This window comes from Paracnuella aquatica (assembly GCF_003332885.2).
GTDB lineage: Bacteria > Bacteroidota > Bacteroidia > Chitinophagales > Chitinophagaceae > Flavisolibacter > Flavisolibacter aquaticus.
Map to the genome: position 1 here is coordinate 566812 of NZ_QOWJ01000001.1, position 15665 is coordinate 582476.

The following is a 15665-nucleotide window of genomic DNA, read 5'->3' on the forward strand; positions in this document are numbered from 1 at the left end:
TCGTTTAGCGGGATAAGGTGTCGGTGGTGAAAAATACAGAGTCCTTGATGGTCAAGTTGTGCGGACTGTTGACAGGAACCGAGGCCCCATGTTTTACCGGCACGGCGCAATTAAGGAACTGCACATTTTTTAGCCGTACGGTTTGTTGGCCAATTTGCAAACCAACGGTAAATCCTTCGAGCACTACATCTTGCAGTATTGTTAGTTTGTTTCCCGGCAATAACGAAATGGCAACACCTTTAAATTGCTCGGACGCTTTGAGGTGCATGCCGTTTCCATTAATAAAAACTGTGTCCTGTGCCACTTTCAGCGAATCAGCCAACACAACAGGTTGTGCAAGTGTGTAAGCCGGCAGGTCCAAAGTGTCGCCGTTGTTTACAGCAAACAAACGGGCCAATTGGGCACCCTCTTCGGTGCCCGCCAGTTCATCCGTTTTTAATGCCGGGCCGTTTTGCCGCCACAAAACAAAGATGAGTGCAATGGCTAAAACTGTTGAAAGCAGTGCCAATGCAATCACCGTGTTACGGCCACTTCGTTTAGGCCTAACCGTTCCTTTTACTGGCTGGTCTTTTGCCGGCGTTACTGAAACTGCGCTTTTGGCCGGTTCCGGCTTTTTTGGTGCCCGTTCCTTTGGTGCTGCTTTTTTTTTAGGTTTCAGGGCACGCTGCTTTTGCGGCTGGCGGCTGTGCTGAAGTAATACAACAGTGATGTTGTCTTTACCGCCTTGCTCGTTGGCGGACTCAATCAAAGTCATTGCTTGCTGTTGCAATGTATCCCCTGATTCGAGCACCTGCACAATGCCTGCTGCAGGCACCAGGTCGGTTAGTCCGTCGCTGCACAGCAGCAACACATCGCCCGGTAAAAACGGAGAACTGCCAAAATCAAAATAGTCGCGTTTAAGATTGGGTTCAAAGCCAAGCGCTTTGTCGATTTCGTTTCTTTTCGGGTGGGCCAACGCTTCGGGTTCCGACAGCCGGCCGTTGTCTTCCAGGAAGCCAACAAATGAATGATCCTTTGAAACTTTTACAAGCGTACCATCGCGAAAAAGATACAGTCTCGTGTCGCCCACATGTATGTAGTGCAAACTATTTTCTGCTTCGTTTACCAACACCAACGTAGCCACGCAGGCCATATCGGCCAATGCTGGCGCCTGTCGTTTTTCCGCAATGATTTTTTCATTCGCCGCCATCATGGCTTCCAGCATCATCGTTGGCACATCACCGGATGGTATGCGCAAATAGTCGGGCAATACTTGTTGGGCAATGGCTGCTGCCACTTCGCCGCCTTCGTACCCGCCTACGCCGTCAATAACGCAGCCGGCGAGGTAAGCGCCACCCAGCACGGGTTGCACAAAAAATGCATCTTCATTGTTTTGCCGCATCCGGCCCACATCGGTGGCCCCGAAGTAATGTTTACTCATGGGTGCGGTGTGTCTTTTTTATATCGCGGAAATGTGCGGCCAGCAGCAATACAACGATCACTAAAAGCGCTATGGGCAAATACTCCATGCAGGCAATTTTATGCGGTAAAACTTAAACGCCAACGATGCGGCTTATCCCTTATACAGGTTGATACCCACAATACCATTCAACACCATTCGGCTGTTTACGGGCACTTCGGTCCAGGAAGGTTGCGTGGCAGGGCTGCGCTTGATTTCCTGTTCGTTCACCATTGTTTTTTCACCAAATGATGCCACGTAAAATTTATCTTCCTGCCGGTTGAAACGAATGCGCAGGTGCGGCGTATTCACCCATTCAGACGGCACTTTAAAAATGTTGCCTGCTTCCCTCGTTTCATCTTTCCCCGATACTACAATTTCTTCGTCCTGCATCAGGTATTCCAGTTTTTTACCGGCAAATGCTTTATCTGGTAAAATGGTTTCGAGCCTCGCCAACGCCGACGAAGGATGGTTGCTGATCTTGCGGCTGTCGTATTGCAGGTCTTCCGTGTACGGCACTTCGTAGTAACCTTCGCTGTAAAAATTAAAGCCTTTGAGTATCTCCGGATTAATGTCAAAAGTTTGTGCAATGCCTGTTTGGCGCGGAATAAAAGTGACCCGCAAATTTTCGCTGGCACTAGCCGAACTGCCGGGCAGCAACTTACCGATAAAACCCATATCGCCACGGGCATAATCGGGGTGCGATACAAAGCGGAACACCCATTTAGATGCAGAAGGTTCTACCGTTTTGCCACCGGCCCGCAGGTTTTTCAATTCTTCATAGAAACCGCGTACCGCTTCCTGGACAATCAGGCCGAAGATGCCTTTTTTATTGTCCATAAAATCTTTGTAATCCTCGGTGTTGAAGGACACAATGTATTCGTGAAAAAACACCACCCGGTTGGCAAAAGAAAGCTGGCCGATTGATTCTTTGAATTTAGCACCAATGTATTTAAACACATCATTAGGCGTAAGCGCCGGCGCCTGAACGGTAGTATGTTCGGGATCTTTTTTCAGGAACCATTCGTGCAGGCCCATGCGTTGCCAGATAGAAGCTTTTTGTTTCATAACAAGGTGATTGGCTTAAAGATAGTGCGGGTTTGCTGCATCCATCTATTGAAGTTCGCGAAACAAAAGGCCCATTTATAGAAGTGTCTTTGATTCGTTCACCACACAGTTCACCAACTGCATCATCTGCTCCTGCTGCTGTTCGTTCAGGGCAACTTCGAACTCGGTTTTATTGGCTCCCACAAACTTCATGCTCACAACTTTTTTAGTGGCCAGCCGTTGCAGAATGGACGGCGTAACCGTTTGGTTTTTGTGGGTAAAATGAAACAGGCCCTCACAGTTCATCGAACCGGTGTTTTTAAACGTGCTTTTGAGTTTGCCACCTTCAAAGGTCACCACCACGTTCGACTGGTCATCGAAACACTGGCCATCCGCGTTGGGAAAAGTGAAGAAAAAATCGATTTCCTTTTTAGTGCCGTCCAGCGACAACTGGAACCGCTTGGTGGTTTTAAAAGAAACGAATCCAGTGGTTATTTTAGGCTCCTGGCTAAACTGATCCTTTTCTTTTTTTACCGGGCAATCCTGTGCCAAGCTGGCCACGGGCAGGAACATCAACAAGATAAAAAGTTGCTTCATGTGGGGTAACATTGAACTAAAAATAGATAAATGCAGATTTACCCCAGTAATTGTTTGTGTTAAATGTGACGCAAGGGCGGTTAAATGGTACGAGCAGGAAAGTAAGCAAAGTCAAAAGGGAAAAGTAAAAAGTCAAAATTCGTGATAGAGATATTGCCGCGCATTTTGAATTTTGCCTTTTTACTTTTGAATTCTTTCCTGTTGGTCTACACATCAAACAGGTAATACGGTGTTTCCATTCCTTCTTTTTGCAAAATGTGCCGGGCAACATTAAACACCTGCACGGTGCCGTTGATGGAGCTTTGCAGCGTGCCTACATGTGCATGGCCATGAAATGCGGCTACCACTTTTCTCCGGGTCAGCGGCTCGGCCAGCCGCGAAGAACCTAAAAATGGAAAGATGGCTTCCGGCTCGCCAACAACGGTGTCTTTGATTGGAGCGTAGTGCATCACCGCAATCTTTTTTATCCCTTCCCGCTCGGCGTCGAGCCGGGCCAGCGCACGGTCTAGGTGCAGCGCCTCGTCAACCGCTTCCTGCACAAAAGCCTTCATAGCGCCTTCGCCAAACATGGATAACATATGGTTATCAAAGCCGCCACCAAAACCTTTTACACCGGCAAAGCCAATGTCTTCCAGGATCACCGCTTCGCCATCAAGCATGTGCACACCTTCTTTTTGCAGCATGGATCGGATCAGTTTGTGCCGGCCTTTTTCATAATCGTGGTTGCCCAAAACAGCCACCACCGGGATGGTGCAGGCACGCAGCTCTTCGGCCAAAACCTGTGCCTCGCCTTCATCGCCGGTGTCGGTAAGATCGCCGCAAATAACGAGCACTTTGGCTTCGGTGGAAACGCGTTTAAAACAATCCACCCATTTGCCTTTGTCGGTTTCCCGAACATGAATGTCGCCTACTGCAGCTATGCGAACTTTGCCGTTTTGTTCTTCCATGCCTGTATGTTTCATTATCTATCATCGATGAGCGGTTTTTTTGAAACCGAATCATCAATAACCTGTAATCAATAATCTTTAGCGCCGCTTACACCGTTTTAATGGTGCATACTTTATAATTCCATTCTTTAATATCCACCTGATATTGCGTTTGGTCGATGATGGGACCGCGGCAAACCTTTTCGGTTGGCGATGGCAAATCATATTGCTCCCGTGCCCGTTCCATCAACTCTTCAAACAGCCAGCGTGGGATGATTTCGTGGAATTCAGATGGGTACACAAATTGAAACGAAAGAATCTGCATCAGTAGCAAGTGCCAGTGCGGGTCCATGCGAAACAGGAGCCGCTTCCAATCCAATTTTTTACCCCATTTTAATAAGATGTGGTTCACGTCCGAGCCATCAAACCGTTCCCTGTTTTGCACATAAATTTTACACCAAACCAGTTCCTCGGCCGGCAACACTTTCACTGTTATGTTGCCAAATGCACACTCGGTTGCATGTTCATACCAGGTATCGTCTACGGTGCAAATATTGTTGACGGTGTTGAAAATGATGTCGATGTAATGCGGTCCATCAAACACTTTCGCCAGCCAGCGTACATCGGTTAATTCAGTTTCAAAACCCTTGCTGGCAAAATGTTTCAGGATGCGCGGATACTCGCTGGGTTTGCAAAAAACATCCAGGTCTTTCATGTCGCGTTCAATACCGGTGTACTGGTACAGGGCAAAGCCGCCGCCCATCATAAACTGGGCTCCGCTTTCGGCAAGCCCCTCCAGCGCTTCTTCATAAAAAGCCCTTGCCTGCAGCTTTTGTTCCTCGGTTACAATCATCATGGCTCACAATTTCTTTGTTTTCAAATGTCCACTCCATGGGCAAGGCCGGGTACAAGACCGTCATGTTTGCCGTTCGGTTAGGAAGGAACATATTAAAAGAAACGTGCCAGAAATAAGCTCACCGGTTGGTATGAAACGAGCTATGATACTGGACAGCCCAGTTTTTTACCAAACATTTTTACAAATAGCTAAATGGCCAGCAGGCTGCATCCGCGGATGTCGGTATTGTCCATGCGGCCCAATACTTCAAACTGGCCCGATGGATGGAGTCGTGCCACATCTTCGGTGGCAATGAATGCGCAGGAATGTATATTGGCCAGGTCGATGATGTTGAGGGCACCGGTGGCAGGTTTTGCCGTGTCGAAATGTAGCGCAAAAGGGTCATCCTCTTCCCGCAAAACGGCTTTCATCCAGTGTGGTGTTTGGAATAATCCGTCGTTTTTGGCATAAGCCTGCGATAGCAATTCGGTCATGCCGTATTCCGAATGAATTTGCTCCAGGTCAAATGCATTTTTTAAAATGCCATGGACCTCGCTGCGGAGCAATTCTTTTTTGCGGCCCTTCATGCCGCCTGTTTCCATCACAAGAGTGTGCCGCAGCTGTTGCGGAAAACGTTCAGCAAAATCAAGCAGGGCATAGGTAACGCCAAGCAGTAAAACGGGCTGTTCCGCAGCCTCCAATTGGCGCAGCGTCTGGTCCAAGCGCTTAAAATCATACAGGTAAAAGCCGCTTTGCGGATGCCCGCTCCATTCAATCAGCTTTTCCGCCATGTACACCAGCGACGAGCCGCTGCGTTCCAGGTAATTGGGCAAAAGCCCTAGTACGCAATAGTTTTGGGCCGGTCCATAAAACTGCTCGAACGCAGTGCGAAAGCTTTGTTCGTACAATTCCACAAACGGAACGTAGTGATAGCTGGTGTTGGTGCCGGTGGTGCCGCTCGACGAGAAAACAACCTGTGGCCGGTAGAGGCCAGTTTGCATGGAATGCGTCTTGAACAGCGATATGGGTAGGAAGGGGATTTGGGACAGTTGGCGAACTTTGTTGGGATCGCAATTTATGGCCTCCATATAACGTTGATACACCGGGTTGTTGGCCGCCTGAAACTGGAACAGGGCAATTGCCTTTTCATCGAAACTAATAGCTGGGTTAAAAACAATATCCGGCGTCATGACGGGCAAAGTTCGGTAACCGACGCAAATAGTGTTCACCGCTTTTTTGATTGTTAAATAGCTGCCGTTGCACAAATGGGATGCAACGTTGTTTAGTGGCGGCAGGTCACGTTTTTATATAGCGCTCCAACGCCGAATAAGATTAAATTTGAACCAGCATAATACAAATACATGAAGGCAGTATTAGGAATCTTTGCAGCAGGTTTGTTGCTTGTAGCCTGCGAAAAAAACAACCTGGAGACCAAGCCGGAAATTGAAGTCAAATCGATCAGCACTGAACAAGTGCCCATTGGCGGCAACCTCATTGTAACGCTTGAATTCCGGGACAAGGAAGGCGATGTAGACGACTCGGTAACCATTATCCGCAAACGTTTGAATGCAAGGGATATCGATGCGCAGCCTTTTTCAAGGCGCTTCAAAATTCCGCCGTTTCCCGATAAAACCACCGGAGAAATGGATGTGTCGCTTTCCTGGGCACAGTTCTTAACGCTGCAAAACAGCCCGCTGCGCATACCCGGCGAAAACCGCAACGAGAACGATACCCTGCAATTAAGTTTTTCGGTGCGTGATGCGGAAGGCAACCGCAGCGATACGGTTACCATTGATCGGAATATCATTGTAATCCGGTAAGCTTTGGCGCTTGCAACTATTGGATTGCTGTTGAAAAAGCTGGTGCGCTTCGTTGTATTCACCAGCTTTTTTTTGGCCCTATGTGCCGTGGCGATGGTGTACCTCACCTACCTCGTTTTTCATCTCCAGCCAGATTATTTATTCCTGGCTTTTACATTTTGCGGCACGCTGTGCAGCTATAATTTTCACTGGTACCTCACGCCGCAATCGTACAGTGGTTCCAAAAAAGCGGCCTGGTCGGTGCGCAACAAAAACCTGCACCTGGCGCTGTGTATTGCCGGTGGTTTAGGCGCTGCTTTTTTCGGTGTGCAATTGCTGCAGCATTGGCAATGGCTTACTGCCACTGCTTTTCTGACCTTTTTATATTCGGCGCCGCTCATTCCGCATCCGGCGGCGCGGTGGCTGCAAAAAATAGCCATTGGCAAAACGCTTTTCCTGGCATTTGCGTGGACGCATATCACTTCGCTGCTGCCCATTGTGCTGCAACAGCCAATCATTTCTGATGTAGAAGTGGTTTACGTGGTGCAACGCTTTTTCCTGATCTACAGCATCTGTATTTTATTTGATTACCGTGACCGCGAACAGGACCTGCGCCAGGGCATCCGTAGTGTCATCACTGCATTTGAGCCGGCCGGCGTGCACCGTTTTTTCTGGGGTAATATCATTGCGCTTTTATTATGGAGTGTAGCGCTTTTTTATTTTCACTTTCATTGGACTACCGTCGCTGCACTGGCTCTTCCGGGCATTGCAGTAGCTGCGCTTTCTGATTACAGTTTGAGCCACCCCGGCGATTTTCTTTTTTATGGTGTGCTCGATGGGCTCATGGCACTATCATTGCCCCTGCTCCTGCTGTTTCAATGGTGGCTCTAAGCAACCGTTGTTTCCAGCCTCGAACCCGTTTGGGCAAAAATTGTTTTCTACATTTGACCGATAAATAAAAGGACATGGCAAAAGCTAAAAAGATAGCACAGGCAGCAAGCGATACCGGCGTGTTGACAGCAACATCCATGGAGTTTTTCCGCGATTATATCAACAACCCTTCGCCTGTTGGTTTTGAGGCAGCGGGGCAAAAATTATGGCTCAATTACCTGCGCCCCTATGTGGATGAAACCTTTACCGATCCTTACGGAACGGCTGTGGGTGTGATCAACCCGGGCCAGCCGTTTAAAGTAGTGATAGAGGCCCATGCCGATGAGATCAGTTGGTTTGTCAATTATATTACGGCAGAAGGTTTAATTTACCTCAAACGCAACGGCGGCGTGGACCACCAGATTGCACCGGGCCAGCGTGTTTTTATACATACACGTAACAACGGTTTGGTCAAGGCAGTATTTGGCTGGCCCGCTATTCACACACGATTAAGCACACCCGATAAAGAGCCGACACCAAAAGTGGAAAACCTTTGGCTGGATACCGGTGCACGCAGCCGCAAGGAAGTGGAAGAACTGGGAATACAGGTAGGCAACGTAGTAACCTACCAAGATGGCTTTGATGAACTGGCGTATAACTATTTTATTGGCCGAGCATTCGACAACCGCATAGGTGGATTTATGATTGCCGAAGTGGCACGACTGCTGCAGCAGGCTGGTAAAAAACTACCTTATAGCCTGTACATAGTAAACGCGGTGCAGGAGGAAATTGGTTTGCGTGGCGCCGAAATGATTGCCCGGCGCATCAAGCCCAATATTGCCATCATTACCGATGTTACCCATGATACTTCCACGCCGCTGATCAACAAAAACATTGAAGGCGAAACTTCGTGCGGCAAAGGACCATCGCTTTCTTATGGCCCGGCGGTGCACAACAAATTGCTGCACCTGGTGCAGGATGTGGCAGCGCAAAATGAGATTCCGGTGCAGTTGCGAACTGTGTCGCGGAGTACCGGCACCGACACGGATTCGTTTGCTTATGCTAACGACGGTTGCCCATCGGTGCTCATTTCCATACCTCTGCGCTACATGCATACTACAGTGGAAATGTTGCACCGCAGCGATATAGAACAAACCGTGCGGCTGATGTACGAAACACTACTCACACTGACGCCTGAAACAAACCTGAGTTATTTTGATTAATATAACGAACCGGAGCTTTTGCTCCGGTTTTTTTTTCGTGGTTGTGACCGCCTTCGGTAAGGTTTTAACCCAAATTAACCGCTGCTGCCGCTACCTTACCGTATTAAAATTAAACACCATGAAAAAGTGGATTGCTTTAGCTGCGCTGACACTGGCGCTGACCACCACCGAAGCCCAGGCACAACCCGGCGGCGGCGACCCGGCAGCAATGCTGGCCCGTATGAAAGAACGCGTTAAACCCGAGTTGGTTGAGAAAGCAAAACTGACCGATGCGCAGGCCGATAAAGTTGTAGAGATCCAATTTGAGTCGCGGCAGCAAATGCGTGGACTGCGTGAGTTGTCGGAAGATGACCGCAAGAAAAAAATGGAAACCATCCAGGCCGACCTGGATAAAAAGTACAAAGCCATCCCGCTGACGGATGAGCAGATCAAATCGGTAAATGCTTACTACGAAGAAATGCGCCGCAATTTTCAACAGCGGCAAGGCGGTTAACCGGCCGCAGCCAAAAACAAAAAAAGTTGCTCCAGGGCAACTTTTTTTGTTTTAAGGTTTTTTGCAATTAGGGCATCAGGGCCTGCTCCAGCACCTGGCTCATATGCCGCACATAGTGAAACTTCATGCCTTTGATGTATTCCGGATTGATGTCCTGCACATCCCTTTCATTCTGCCAGCAAAGAATCAGTTCTTTTAATCCTGCTCTTTTTGCTGCCAATACTTTTTCTTTAATGCCGCCTACCGGCAACACCTGTCCACGTAAGGTAATTTCACCAGTCATGCCGAGGTACGGCCGCACCTTTCTTCCGGTCACTGCCGATGCCAATGCAGTGAGCATCGTTACACCAGCACTAGGTCCGTCTTTTGGCACAGCGCCTTCCGGCACGTGGATGTGCACCGTTTGGGTTTCAAATTTTTTAGGGTCGATGCCGTATTTTTTAGCGTTGGCACTTAAATAACTCAATGCCGTTGCCGCACTTTCCTTCATCACGTTCCCCAGGTTGCCGGTAAGCCGCAGCTCCGATTTGCCTTCACTCATTGTGGCTTCTATAAACAAAATGTCGCCGCCCACATAAGTGTAGGCCAGGCCCACCGCCACACCGGGGATGGATGCCGCTTTGTACATTTCATTGCTGTAGCGGGCACGGCCCAAAATTCGCTCTACATCGGCCGGCGTCAGTGTTGGTTTTACCTTGCCATTCAGCGCCAAGTCTTTGGCCACATTGCGCATGATGGCTGCAAGCTGGCGGTCCAATTCGCGAACACCGCTTTCGCGGGTGTAATCCTGGATGATTTTTTCCAACACTTTGTTGGTAATGTTCAGCCGCGTCGATTTCAGGCCATGCGCTTCTTTTTGTTTTGGAATCAGGTGGCGCTGCGCAATCTCAATTTTTTCCTCAACGGCATAGCCGCTGAGTTCAATGATCTCCAACCGGTCGCGGAGTGCAGGCTGGATGTTTTGCATATTGTTGGCCGTGGCAATAAACAGCACTTTGCTCAGGTCGTATTCCAGCTCCAGGTAATTGTCGTAAAACGTATTGTTTTGTTCCGGGTCCAACACTTCCAGCAGAGCAGACGAAGGATCGCCGCGGTGATCGGAACCAACTTTATCTATTTCATCGAGGATAATAACCGGGTTCGATGTTTTCGATTTGCGAATGCTTTGTACAATGCGGCCGGGCATCGCACCGATGTATGTTTTGCGGTGGCCGCGGATCTCGCTTTCGTCGTGAATGCCACCAAGGCTCAGGCGCACATACTTACGGTCAAGCGCATGCGCAATTGACCGGCCCAGCGATGTTTTGCCAATACCGGGAGGACCGTAAAAGCAAAGGATCGGGCTTTTCATATCACCCTTTAGTTGCAGCACCGCCAGGTATTCCAGGATGCGGTCTTTGATCTTGTCCATGCCGTAATGGTCCTGGTCGAGGATTTCTTTCGCCCGCTTCAGGTCGTACACATCTTCGGAATATTCCTGCCAGGGCAGGTCCAGCAACAGGTCGAGGTGATTGTACACCACCGAATAATCAGGCGTGCTGGGGTGCATGCGCTCCAATTTTTCCACGCCTTTTTTAAACATATCACGCGCAGCATCGGTCCATTTTTTTACGTCCGCTTTTTTGCGCATTTCTTTTAGCTCCAGGTCGTTGGCATCGCCGCCCAGTTCTTCCTTGATGCTTTTCAGTTGCTGCTGCAAGAAATATTCACGCTGCTGTTTATCAATCTCGGTTTTTGTTTTGGTGGTAACCTTGTTTTTCAATTCGGCAAACTGCAGTTCTTTTTGCAAAAATTGCATCAACAGTTCGGCACGTTCCCGCAGGTTGTTCAGTTCAAGCAGGCGTTGCTTTTCCTGCAGGTCGGTATTCAGGTTGCTCGAAACAAAGTGGAGTAAAAATGATGGATTCTCAATGTTGCGCAGAATGATTGAAGCTTCCGCCGGGATGTTGGGCGACAGGTGAATGATTTCAGCTGCAACATCTTTTATGTTGGAAATATATGCTTCAAAATCCGGGTCGGTTGGCGCTGGTTCTTCTTCCAGCACCTGGATGGTAGCGCGGAAATAAGGCTCCTCCGAAATCAGCGCTCCTACCGAAAAACGCGACTTGCCTTGTATGATAATGGTAGTGCCGCCATCGGGCATTTTTATTTGTTTCACAATGCGGGCCACAGTACCGATGGAAACCAAATCTTTAAATTCAGGATCTTCCACCGAACTGTCTTTTTGCGCCAGCACGCCAATTAGTTTGTTGGTTTTGTATGCCTCACTTACCGCCTTAATGCTTTTATCGCGGCCAACGGTAATGGGCAACACAACACCTGGAAACAAAACGGTGTTGCGCAGGGGCAGCAGCGTCAACTCATCGGGAATGGGCTGACCATCGTTGCCATCCCCTTCGTTTTCATTTATGGGAATGATGGGTAAAAAATCCATGTCATCTTCGGGCTTGAGCAAAAAATTCACGCAGTTATATTTAAATGTGCTTTGTCCGGAAACCTGCAAAGGTAGGGCATCCGTTCAAGTATAGTGCCACGGGCGGATATCTGCAAGAATGGCAGGGAGATGGGGTGAGTGGCGAATGGTGAATGGTGATTGGGCAATCGTGAAAAGGGAAACGTCAATGGTGAATAGACGATTGCGTTTTCATATTTGCTGCAATGAAACAGTTTTATTGAATAAATAAGTTCAATAAAAAATGCTACCGAAATCCAGTAGCATTTTTTATTAATTAATAAGCTGGCTCAATACTTCACGCACCATTCACTATGCAGCATGCATAAATTACAGCGCCAGGCCAACACTCAGTTGGATGGCTTCGTTGCGCCATTTGCTTTGCTCGCCAATGTCGTTGATGTTATTGAGGCCCACTACATAACGGCCCGAAACAACCACTTTGCTTAGTTTGATCTGGGCGCCGGCAGCCATTGAAAAGTCGCCGCCTTTAAATGCCCGCTTGCCATTTTCCAACAAGTTGTCGTCTTTGTTGAGCAGCACGCCAAATTGCGGGCCCGCCTGCAGCGACAGGAAGTTGCCAATGAATTTGTAGTTGAGCATGATGGGGATGGCCAGGTAATTCAGTTTTACATTGCCATCGCGTACCTCGCGAAAAGCTTCCTGATAAACGTTTTCAAAGTCGCTTTCAACTTTGGTTTGTGTTTGCTGATACAGCACTTCCGGTTGCAGGGCAAACTTTTCGCCGAGGCCAATCATGGCAAAGCCACCGAGTTGGTACCCATAGCGAAACTCCTGGTTAAAAGATTTGCCTTCGATTTTGGTGATGTTGGCGCCCCCTTTGATACCGGCCGTAAACTGGGCCATTGCAGCCTGTGTAAAAGTGAGCAGTGCAGCGAGTGTTAGCAACTTCAGTTTCATAAAAGATAGGTTTTAGTAACAACGCTCAATACTAATACCAACAATGTTCCAATGCTGTTAAAGAAAAGTGTTTTATTAAAATATTACCCCGGTGGACACCATAAAATTGGTGGTCCAGTGCTTCCCTGTTTCGGGAATGTAGTAGTCGACAATAAACTGCGGTTGCAGGTACCATTTGCCGCGGGTGTAGGCGGTGCGTAAAAAAGCGGTTATGGATAAGGGTTGGAATCGAGATTTCTCTTCAAGCGCCACCTGGTCGGAAGCAAACGGTTTGAACGCAGCCGAGTTGATGCGCCATGAAGATTGCGTGGTTTGGTTGAGGCCAAACCTTTGTGTACCGCCATTTACGGTAAGCTGTGGTGTAAAACGTATATGGTCTTTTTTGGAAAATGCTTCCATCCAGTAAAAGTCGTGGCGCACCGATACACTAACCGCAATATCATAATAATGTTCTTCGGTTTCGGTGCGGGAAATAATATCAACCGGGATTACCTCATCGCCGCCGTTGCCGTTATTTCCGTTGTTGCCGCCGTTGCCGCCATTTCCGTTGTTGCCATTGTTTCCGTTATTACCGCCGTTACCATTTCCGTTTCCGTTATTGCCATTGCCGTTACCGTTCCCATTGTTTCCATTATTCCCATTTCCATTTCCGTTGTTGCCGTTCCCATTTCCGTTATTCCCGTTATTGCCGTTTCCGTTATTTCCATTACCTCCATTCCCGTTGCCATTTCCATTGTTTCCATTACCGTTACCCCTGCCCGGCTTTTTCTCTTTGTTTAGTTCCTTTGTTTTCTTCCGGATCAGTTCAATGAAAGTGGCATACTCCTCCACACTCGACTGGCTGCCCCAGCCATAACTCATCGTCAGCGACGGTTTAAGCCAGCTGTTGCGGTAAATAAAATAAGCCGACGCTTCATTTTGCAGTGGCGATGTATAAAACCATAGCGAATCGGAAGTAAAAAAGCGGGTAAATGCGACGCCGGTGGCAAACTTGTGCGACTTTAAATAATCGTATGATAGCGATGCGAGGTACTGGTAAGGTTCGGGCTTGCCGCCATTCATTACCAGTGCCGCGCTGCCGCCAATGCCTAACCCGCTTTTGTGGTAGTAACCTGCGGCGGGTGAAAACATCAACGCGGACTGGGTTTCGAGGTCTCGGCCTTTGGGCACAGTCAGCAGCCGGTTGCCTGCGGTCAATGAAAATGTAGCAAAACTTTTTGGCCGGGTCAATGAATCGAGAAAAGTATCAAGTTCGGAAAAAAGAACAGCATAGTCGTCTTCAGTCAACGCACCGATGCTGGTTGTATCTTTTTGTGCCAGGCAAACAGGCGCAAAAAGCTGGAGCAACACGTATAGGCACAAAATGCGCAGCATTGTATCAGGTGAAATGTGGGTTTAATGATCGTGTGGCCAGCCGCCGAAAACTCTCTTAAATAACAACTTTTTCTATGCCAAGGTAACAAAACCCACCGAAGTGCCGCAAACCTAATATAGTCCAGCTTAGGTTTCTGCTAGCAAACCAGCGCATTTCGAAATTTTTGTCCGCAGAGAAGAAACGCTCATCACTGTGACCTAATTGCATTTTTACGCCAATTCAAAAAGCGTGATTTCCGGTAAAATGCCCACCCTGCCGGGATAACCGATGAAGCCAAATCCCCGGTTGACGTACAGCTTTTGGTTGCCGCGACTGTACAATCCCGCCCATTGCTCGTACACATATTGCACCGGGCTCCAGCGCAGCCAAGGCAGCTCCACGCCAAACTGCATGCCGTGGGTGTGGCCGGCCAGCATCAGGTCAATGTCGGCGTACTGCGGCAACACTTCGGCATCCCAATGCGATGGGTCATGGCTCAGCAGGATTTTAAAAGGCAGGTGTTCCGCGCCTTTGTAGGCCTCGGCAAGTTTACCATATTTCGGAAAACGGGCTTTAGCGCTCCAGTTTTCCACACCCAGCAAACCTATTTGCTCGCCGTTGCGTTCCAGTACCGCGTTTTGGTTCAGCAATAATCGCCAGCCCATTTCGCCATGAATCTTTTTCAGCGTTTCCAGGTTCTGCCGTTTGTGCGCCGCCGACTCCCACTGCTCATAGTCGCCATAATCGTGGTTGCCCAAAATAGAATACACACCCAGCGGGGCTACGAGGTTTTTAAAAATTTCTTTCAACCCCGCCATTTCATCGGCGCGGTTGTTCACCAGGTCGCCGGTAAATACCACCAGGTCCGGTTTGAGGCTGTTGATCTTTTCCACGCCTTTTTTCACGGCTTCGTGGTGGAGCAGGCTGCCGCTGTGTATGTCGGATATCTGCACCACCTTCATGCCCTTGAACGATGCGGGCAGGTTGGAAAACTGCAGCGGCACTTTTCGAACACGATAATCATATTTGTTGGAAAAGCCATACAGCAGCGATCCCAACACACCGCCACCCAGGCCAATGCCGGCCCAGGTTAAAAAATGCGATCGGGAAATGGTTTCACCCTCCTGCAGTTGTGCGCCTTCAGTATTATTGAAAAAAAGTTTACCTGCGGCCCACTGAATGAGGCGTCTGATGTCGTCGATAAGTAAGAACAACGCCACCAGCACTTTTGCAAAAAACAAGGCAATGATTGTAGCAAACACCACCGACCGCAACCCTTGCGACCAAGTATCGAGTTTAAGCAGCGGCAGCAAAATAAGTGTGAGCAGGGCCAGAATGGAAATGGTCCAGTAAACGCCGTATATAATGGTGCGGGTGCGGGCACCGGCAGCTGCCGAAACCAGTTTTACCGCCTGGAAAACATATATGTCCAGCACCACCATCAACCCTACAATGATGAGCCAGAAGGGTGAATTTCGCATGAATTGGTATTTAATTCGTTGGTTTAAAATGACTTGCCTAGGATCGGTTGCAATATTATCCAGCAGGGCAAATGTGGTGCAAAGAAATAGGAATTACGGCGCAATCGGCCATTTGGCCGGCGGCCGCCCTAATCTTTCCACATCCCTTGTTTTGCCGCCTGATGCTGTATTTTTGCAAAACTTTCGGAAACAGCCTTTTATACAAATGAATAGGCCTTTGGTTGGTGAC

General features: G+C 48.6%; 14 protein-coding genes. 4 read left to right on the forward strand and 10 right to left on the reverse strand.

The genetic code is table 11. The features are described from left to right. Window positions 1-4: 4 nt before the first annotated feature. The 6 genes from DRJ53_RS02485 to DRJ53_RS02510 form a co-directional block, all read right to left on the reverse strand. Window positions 5-1420, reverse strand: a complete 1416-nt coding sequence (locus DRJ53_RS02485; RefSeq protein WP_114233985.1) for a PP2C family protein-serine/threonine phosphatase — start codon at window positions 1418-1420, stop codon at window positions 5-7. Window positions 1421-1552: 132 nt separating this feature from the next. Further along, entirely contained in the window at window positions 1553-2506 is a 954-nt protein-coding gene (locus DRJ53_RS02490; RefSeq protein WP_114233986.1) for a hypothetical protein, read from the reverse strand. A gap of 75 nt (window positions 2507-2581) precedes the next feature. Beyond that, the gene (locus tag DRJ53_RS02495) at window positions 2582-3082 is read right to left on the reverse strand and encodes a hypothetical protein (protein ID WP_114233987.1); all 501 of its coding nucleotides are present in this window, start codon (window positions 3080-3082) and stop codon (window positions 2582-2584) included. A gap of 206 nt (window positions 3083-3288) precedes the next feature. Then, window positions 3289-4029: a metallophosphoesterase family protein gene (locus tag DRJ53_RS02500; RefSeq protein WP_114234425.1), complete on the reverse strand. Its 741-nt coding sequence runs from the start codon at window positions 4027-4029 to the stop codon at window positions 3289-3291. An 88-nt stretch (window positions 4030-4117) separates the two neighbouring features. Next, on the reverse strand, window positions 4118-4864 hold the full coding sequence (locus DRJ53_RS02505; protein ID WP_240040606.1) for a nucleotidyltransferase: 747 nt from the start codon (window positions 4862-4864) through the stop codon (window positions 4118-4120). A 188-nt stretch (window positions 4865-5052) separates the two neighbouring features. Further along, complete coding sequence (locus DRJ53_RS02510; RefSeq protein ID WP_114233988.1) at window positions 5053-6033, reverse strand: phenylacetate--CoA ligase family protein; 981 nt, start codon at window positions 6031-6033, stop codon at window positions 5053-5055. Window positions 6034-6204: 171 nt separating this feature from the next. Here DRJ53_RS02510 and DRJ53_RS02515 point away from each other — a divergent pair, with 171 nt between their 5' ends. The 4 genes from DRJ53_RS02515 (at window position 6205) to DRJ53_RS02530 (ending at window position 9228) form a co-directional block, all read left to right on the forward strand. After that, on the forward strand, window positions 6205-6663 hold the full coding sequence (locus tag DRJ53_RS02515; protein WP_114233989.1) for a hypothetical protein: 459 nt from the start codon (window positions 6205-6207) through the stop codon (window positions 6661-6663). 3 nt (window positions 6664-6666) lie between these two features. Continuing rightward, window positions 6667-7533: a UbiA prenyltransferase family protein gene (locus DRJ53_RS02520; protein WP_114233990.1), complete on the forward strand. Its 867-nt coding sequence runs from the start codon at window positions 6667-6669 to the stop codon at window positions 7531-7533. 74 nt (window positions 7534-7607) lie between these two features. Further along, window positions 7608-8735 carry a M42 family metallopeptidase gene (locus DRJ53_RS02525; protein ID WP_114233991.1) on the forward strand — a complete coding sequence of 376 codons (1128 nt, stop codon included), beginning with the start codon at window positions 7608-7610 and terminating at the stop codon, window positions 8733-8735. 118 nt (window positions 8736-8853) lie between these two features. Continuing rightward, window positions 8854-9228 (forward strand): hypothetical protein, encoded by a 375-nt coding sequence (locus DRJ53_RS02530; RefSeq protein ID WP_123893310.1) that lies wholly within the window; start codon window positions 8854-8856, stop codon window positions 9226-9228. A gap of 67 nt (window positions 9229-9295) precedes the next feature. Here DRJ53_RS02530 and lon read toward each other — a convergent pair whose 3' ends face one another. The 4 genes from lon to DRJ53_RS02550 form a co-directional block, all read right to left on the reverse strand. Further along, the gene (gene lon / locus DRJ53_RS02535; RefSeq protein WP_241558433.1) at window positions 9296-11692 is read right to left on the reverse strand and encodes an endopeptidase La; all 2397 of its coding nucleotides are present in this window, start codon (window positions 11690-11692) and stop codon (window positions 9296-9298) included. Window positions 11693-12010: 318 nt separating this feature from the next. After that, on the reverse strand, window positions 12011-12601 hold the full coding sequence (locus DRJ53_RS02540) for a porin family protein (protein ID WP_114233993.1): 591 nt from the start codon (window positions 12599-12601) through the stop codon (window positions 12011-12013). 75 nt (window positions 12602-12676) lie between these two features. After that, entirely contained in the window at window positions 12677-13975 is a 1299-nt protein-coding gene (locus DRJ53_RS21455) for a hypothetical protein (protein WP_175580729.1), read from the reverse strand. 210 nt (window positions 13976-14185) lie between these two features. Next, entirely contained in the window at window positions 14186-15436 is a 1251-nt protein-coding gene (locus DRJ53_RS02550; RefSeq protein ID WP_114233994.1) for a metallophosphoesterase, read from the reverse strand. Between the last annotated feature and the right edge of the window lie 229 nt (window positions 15437-15665).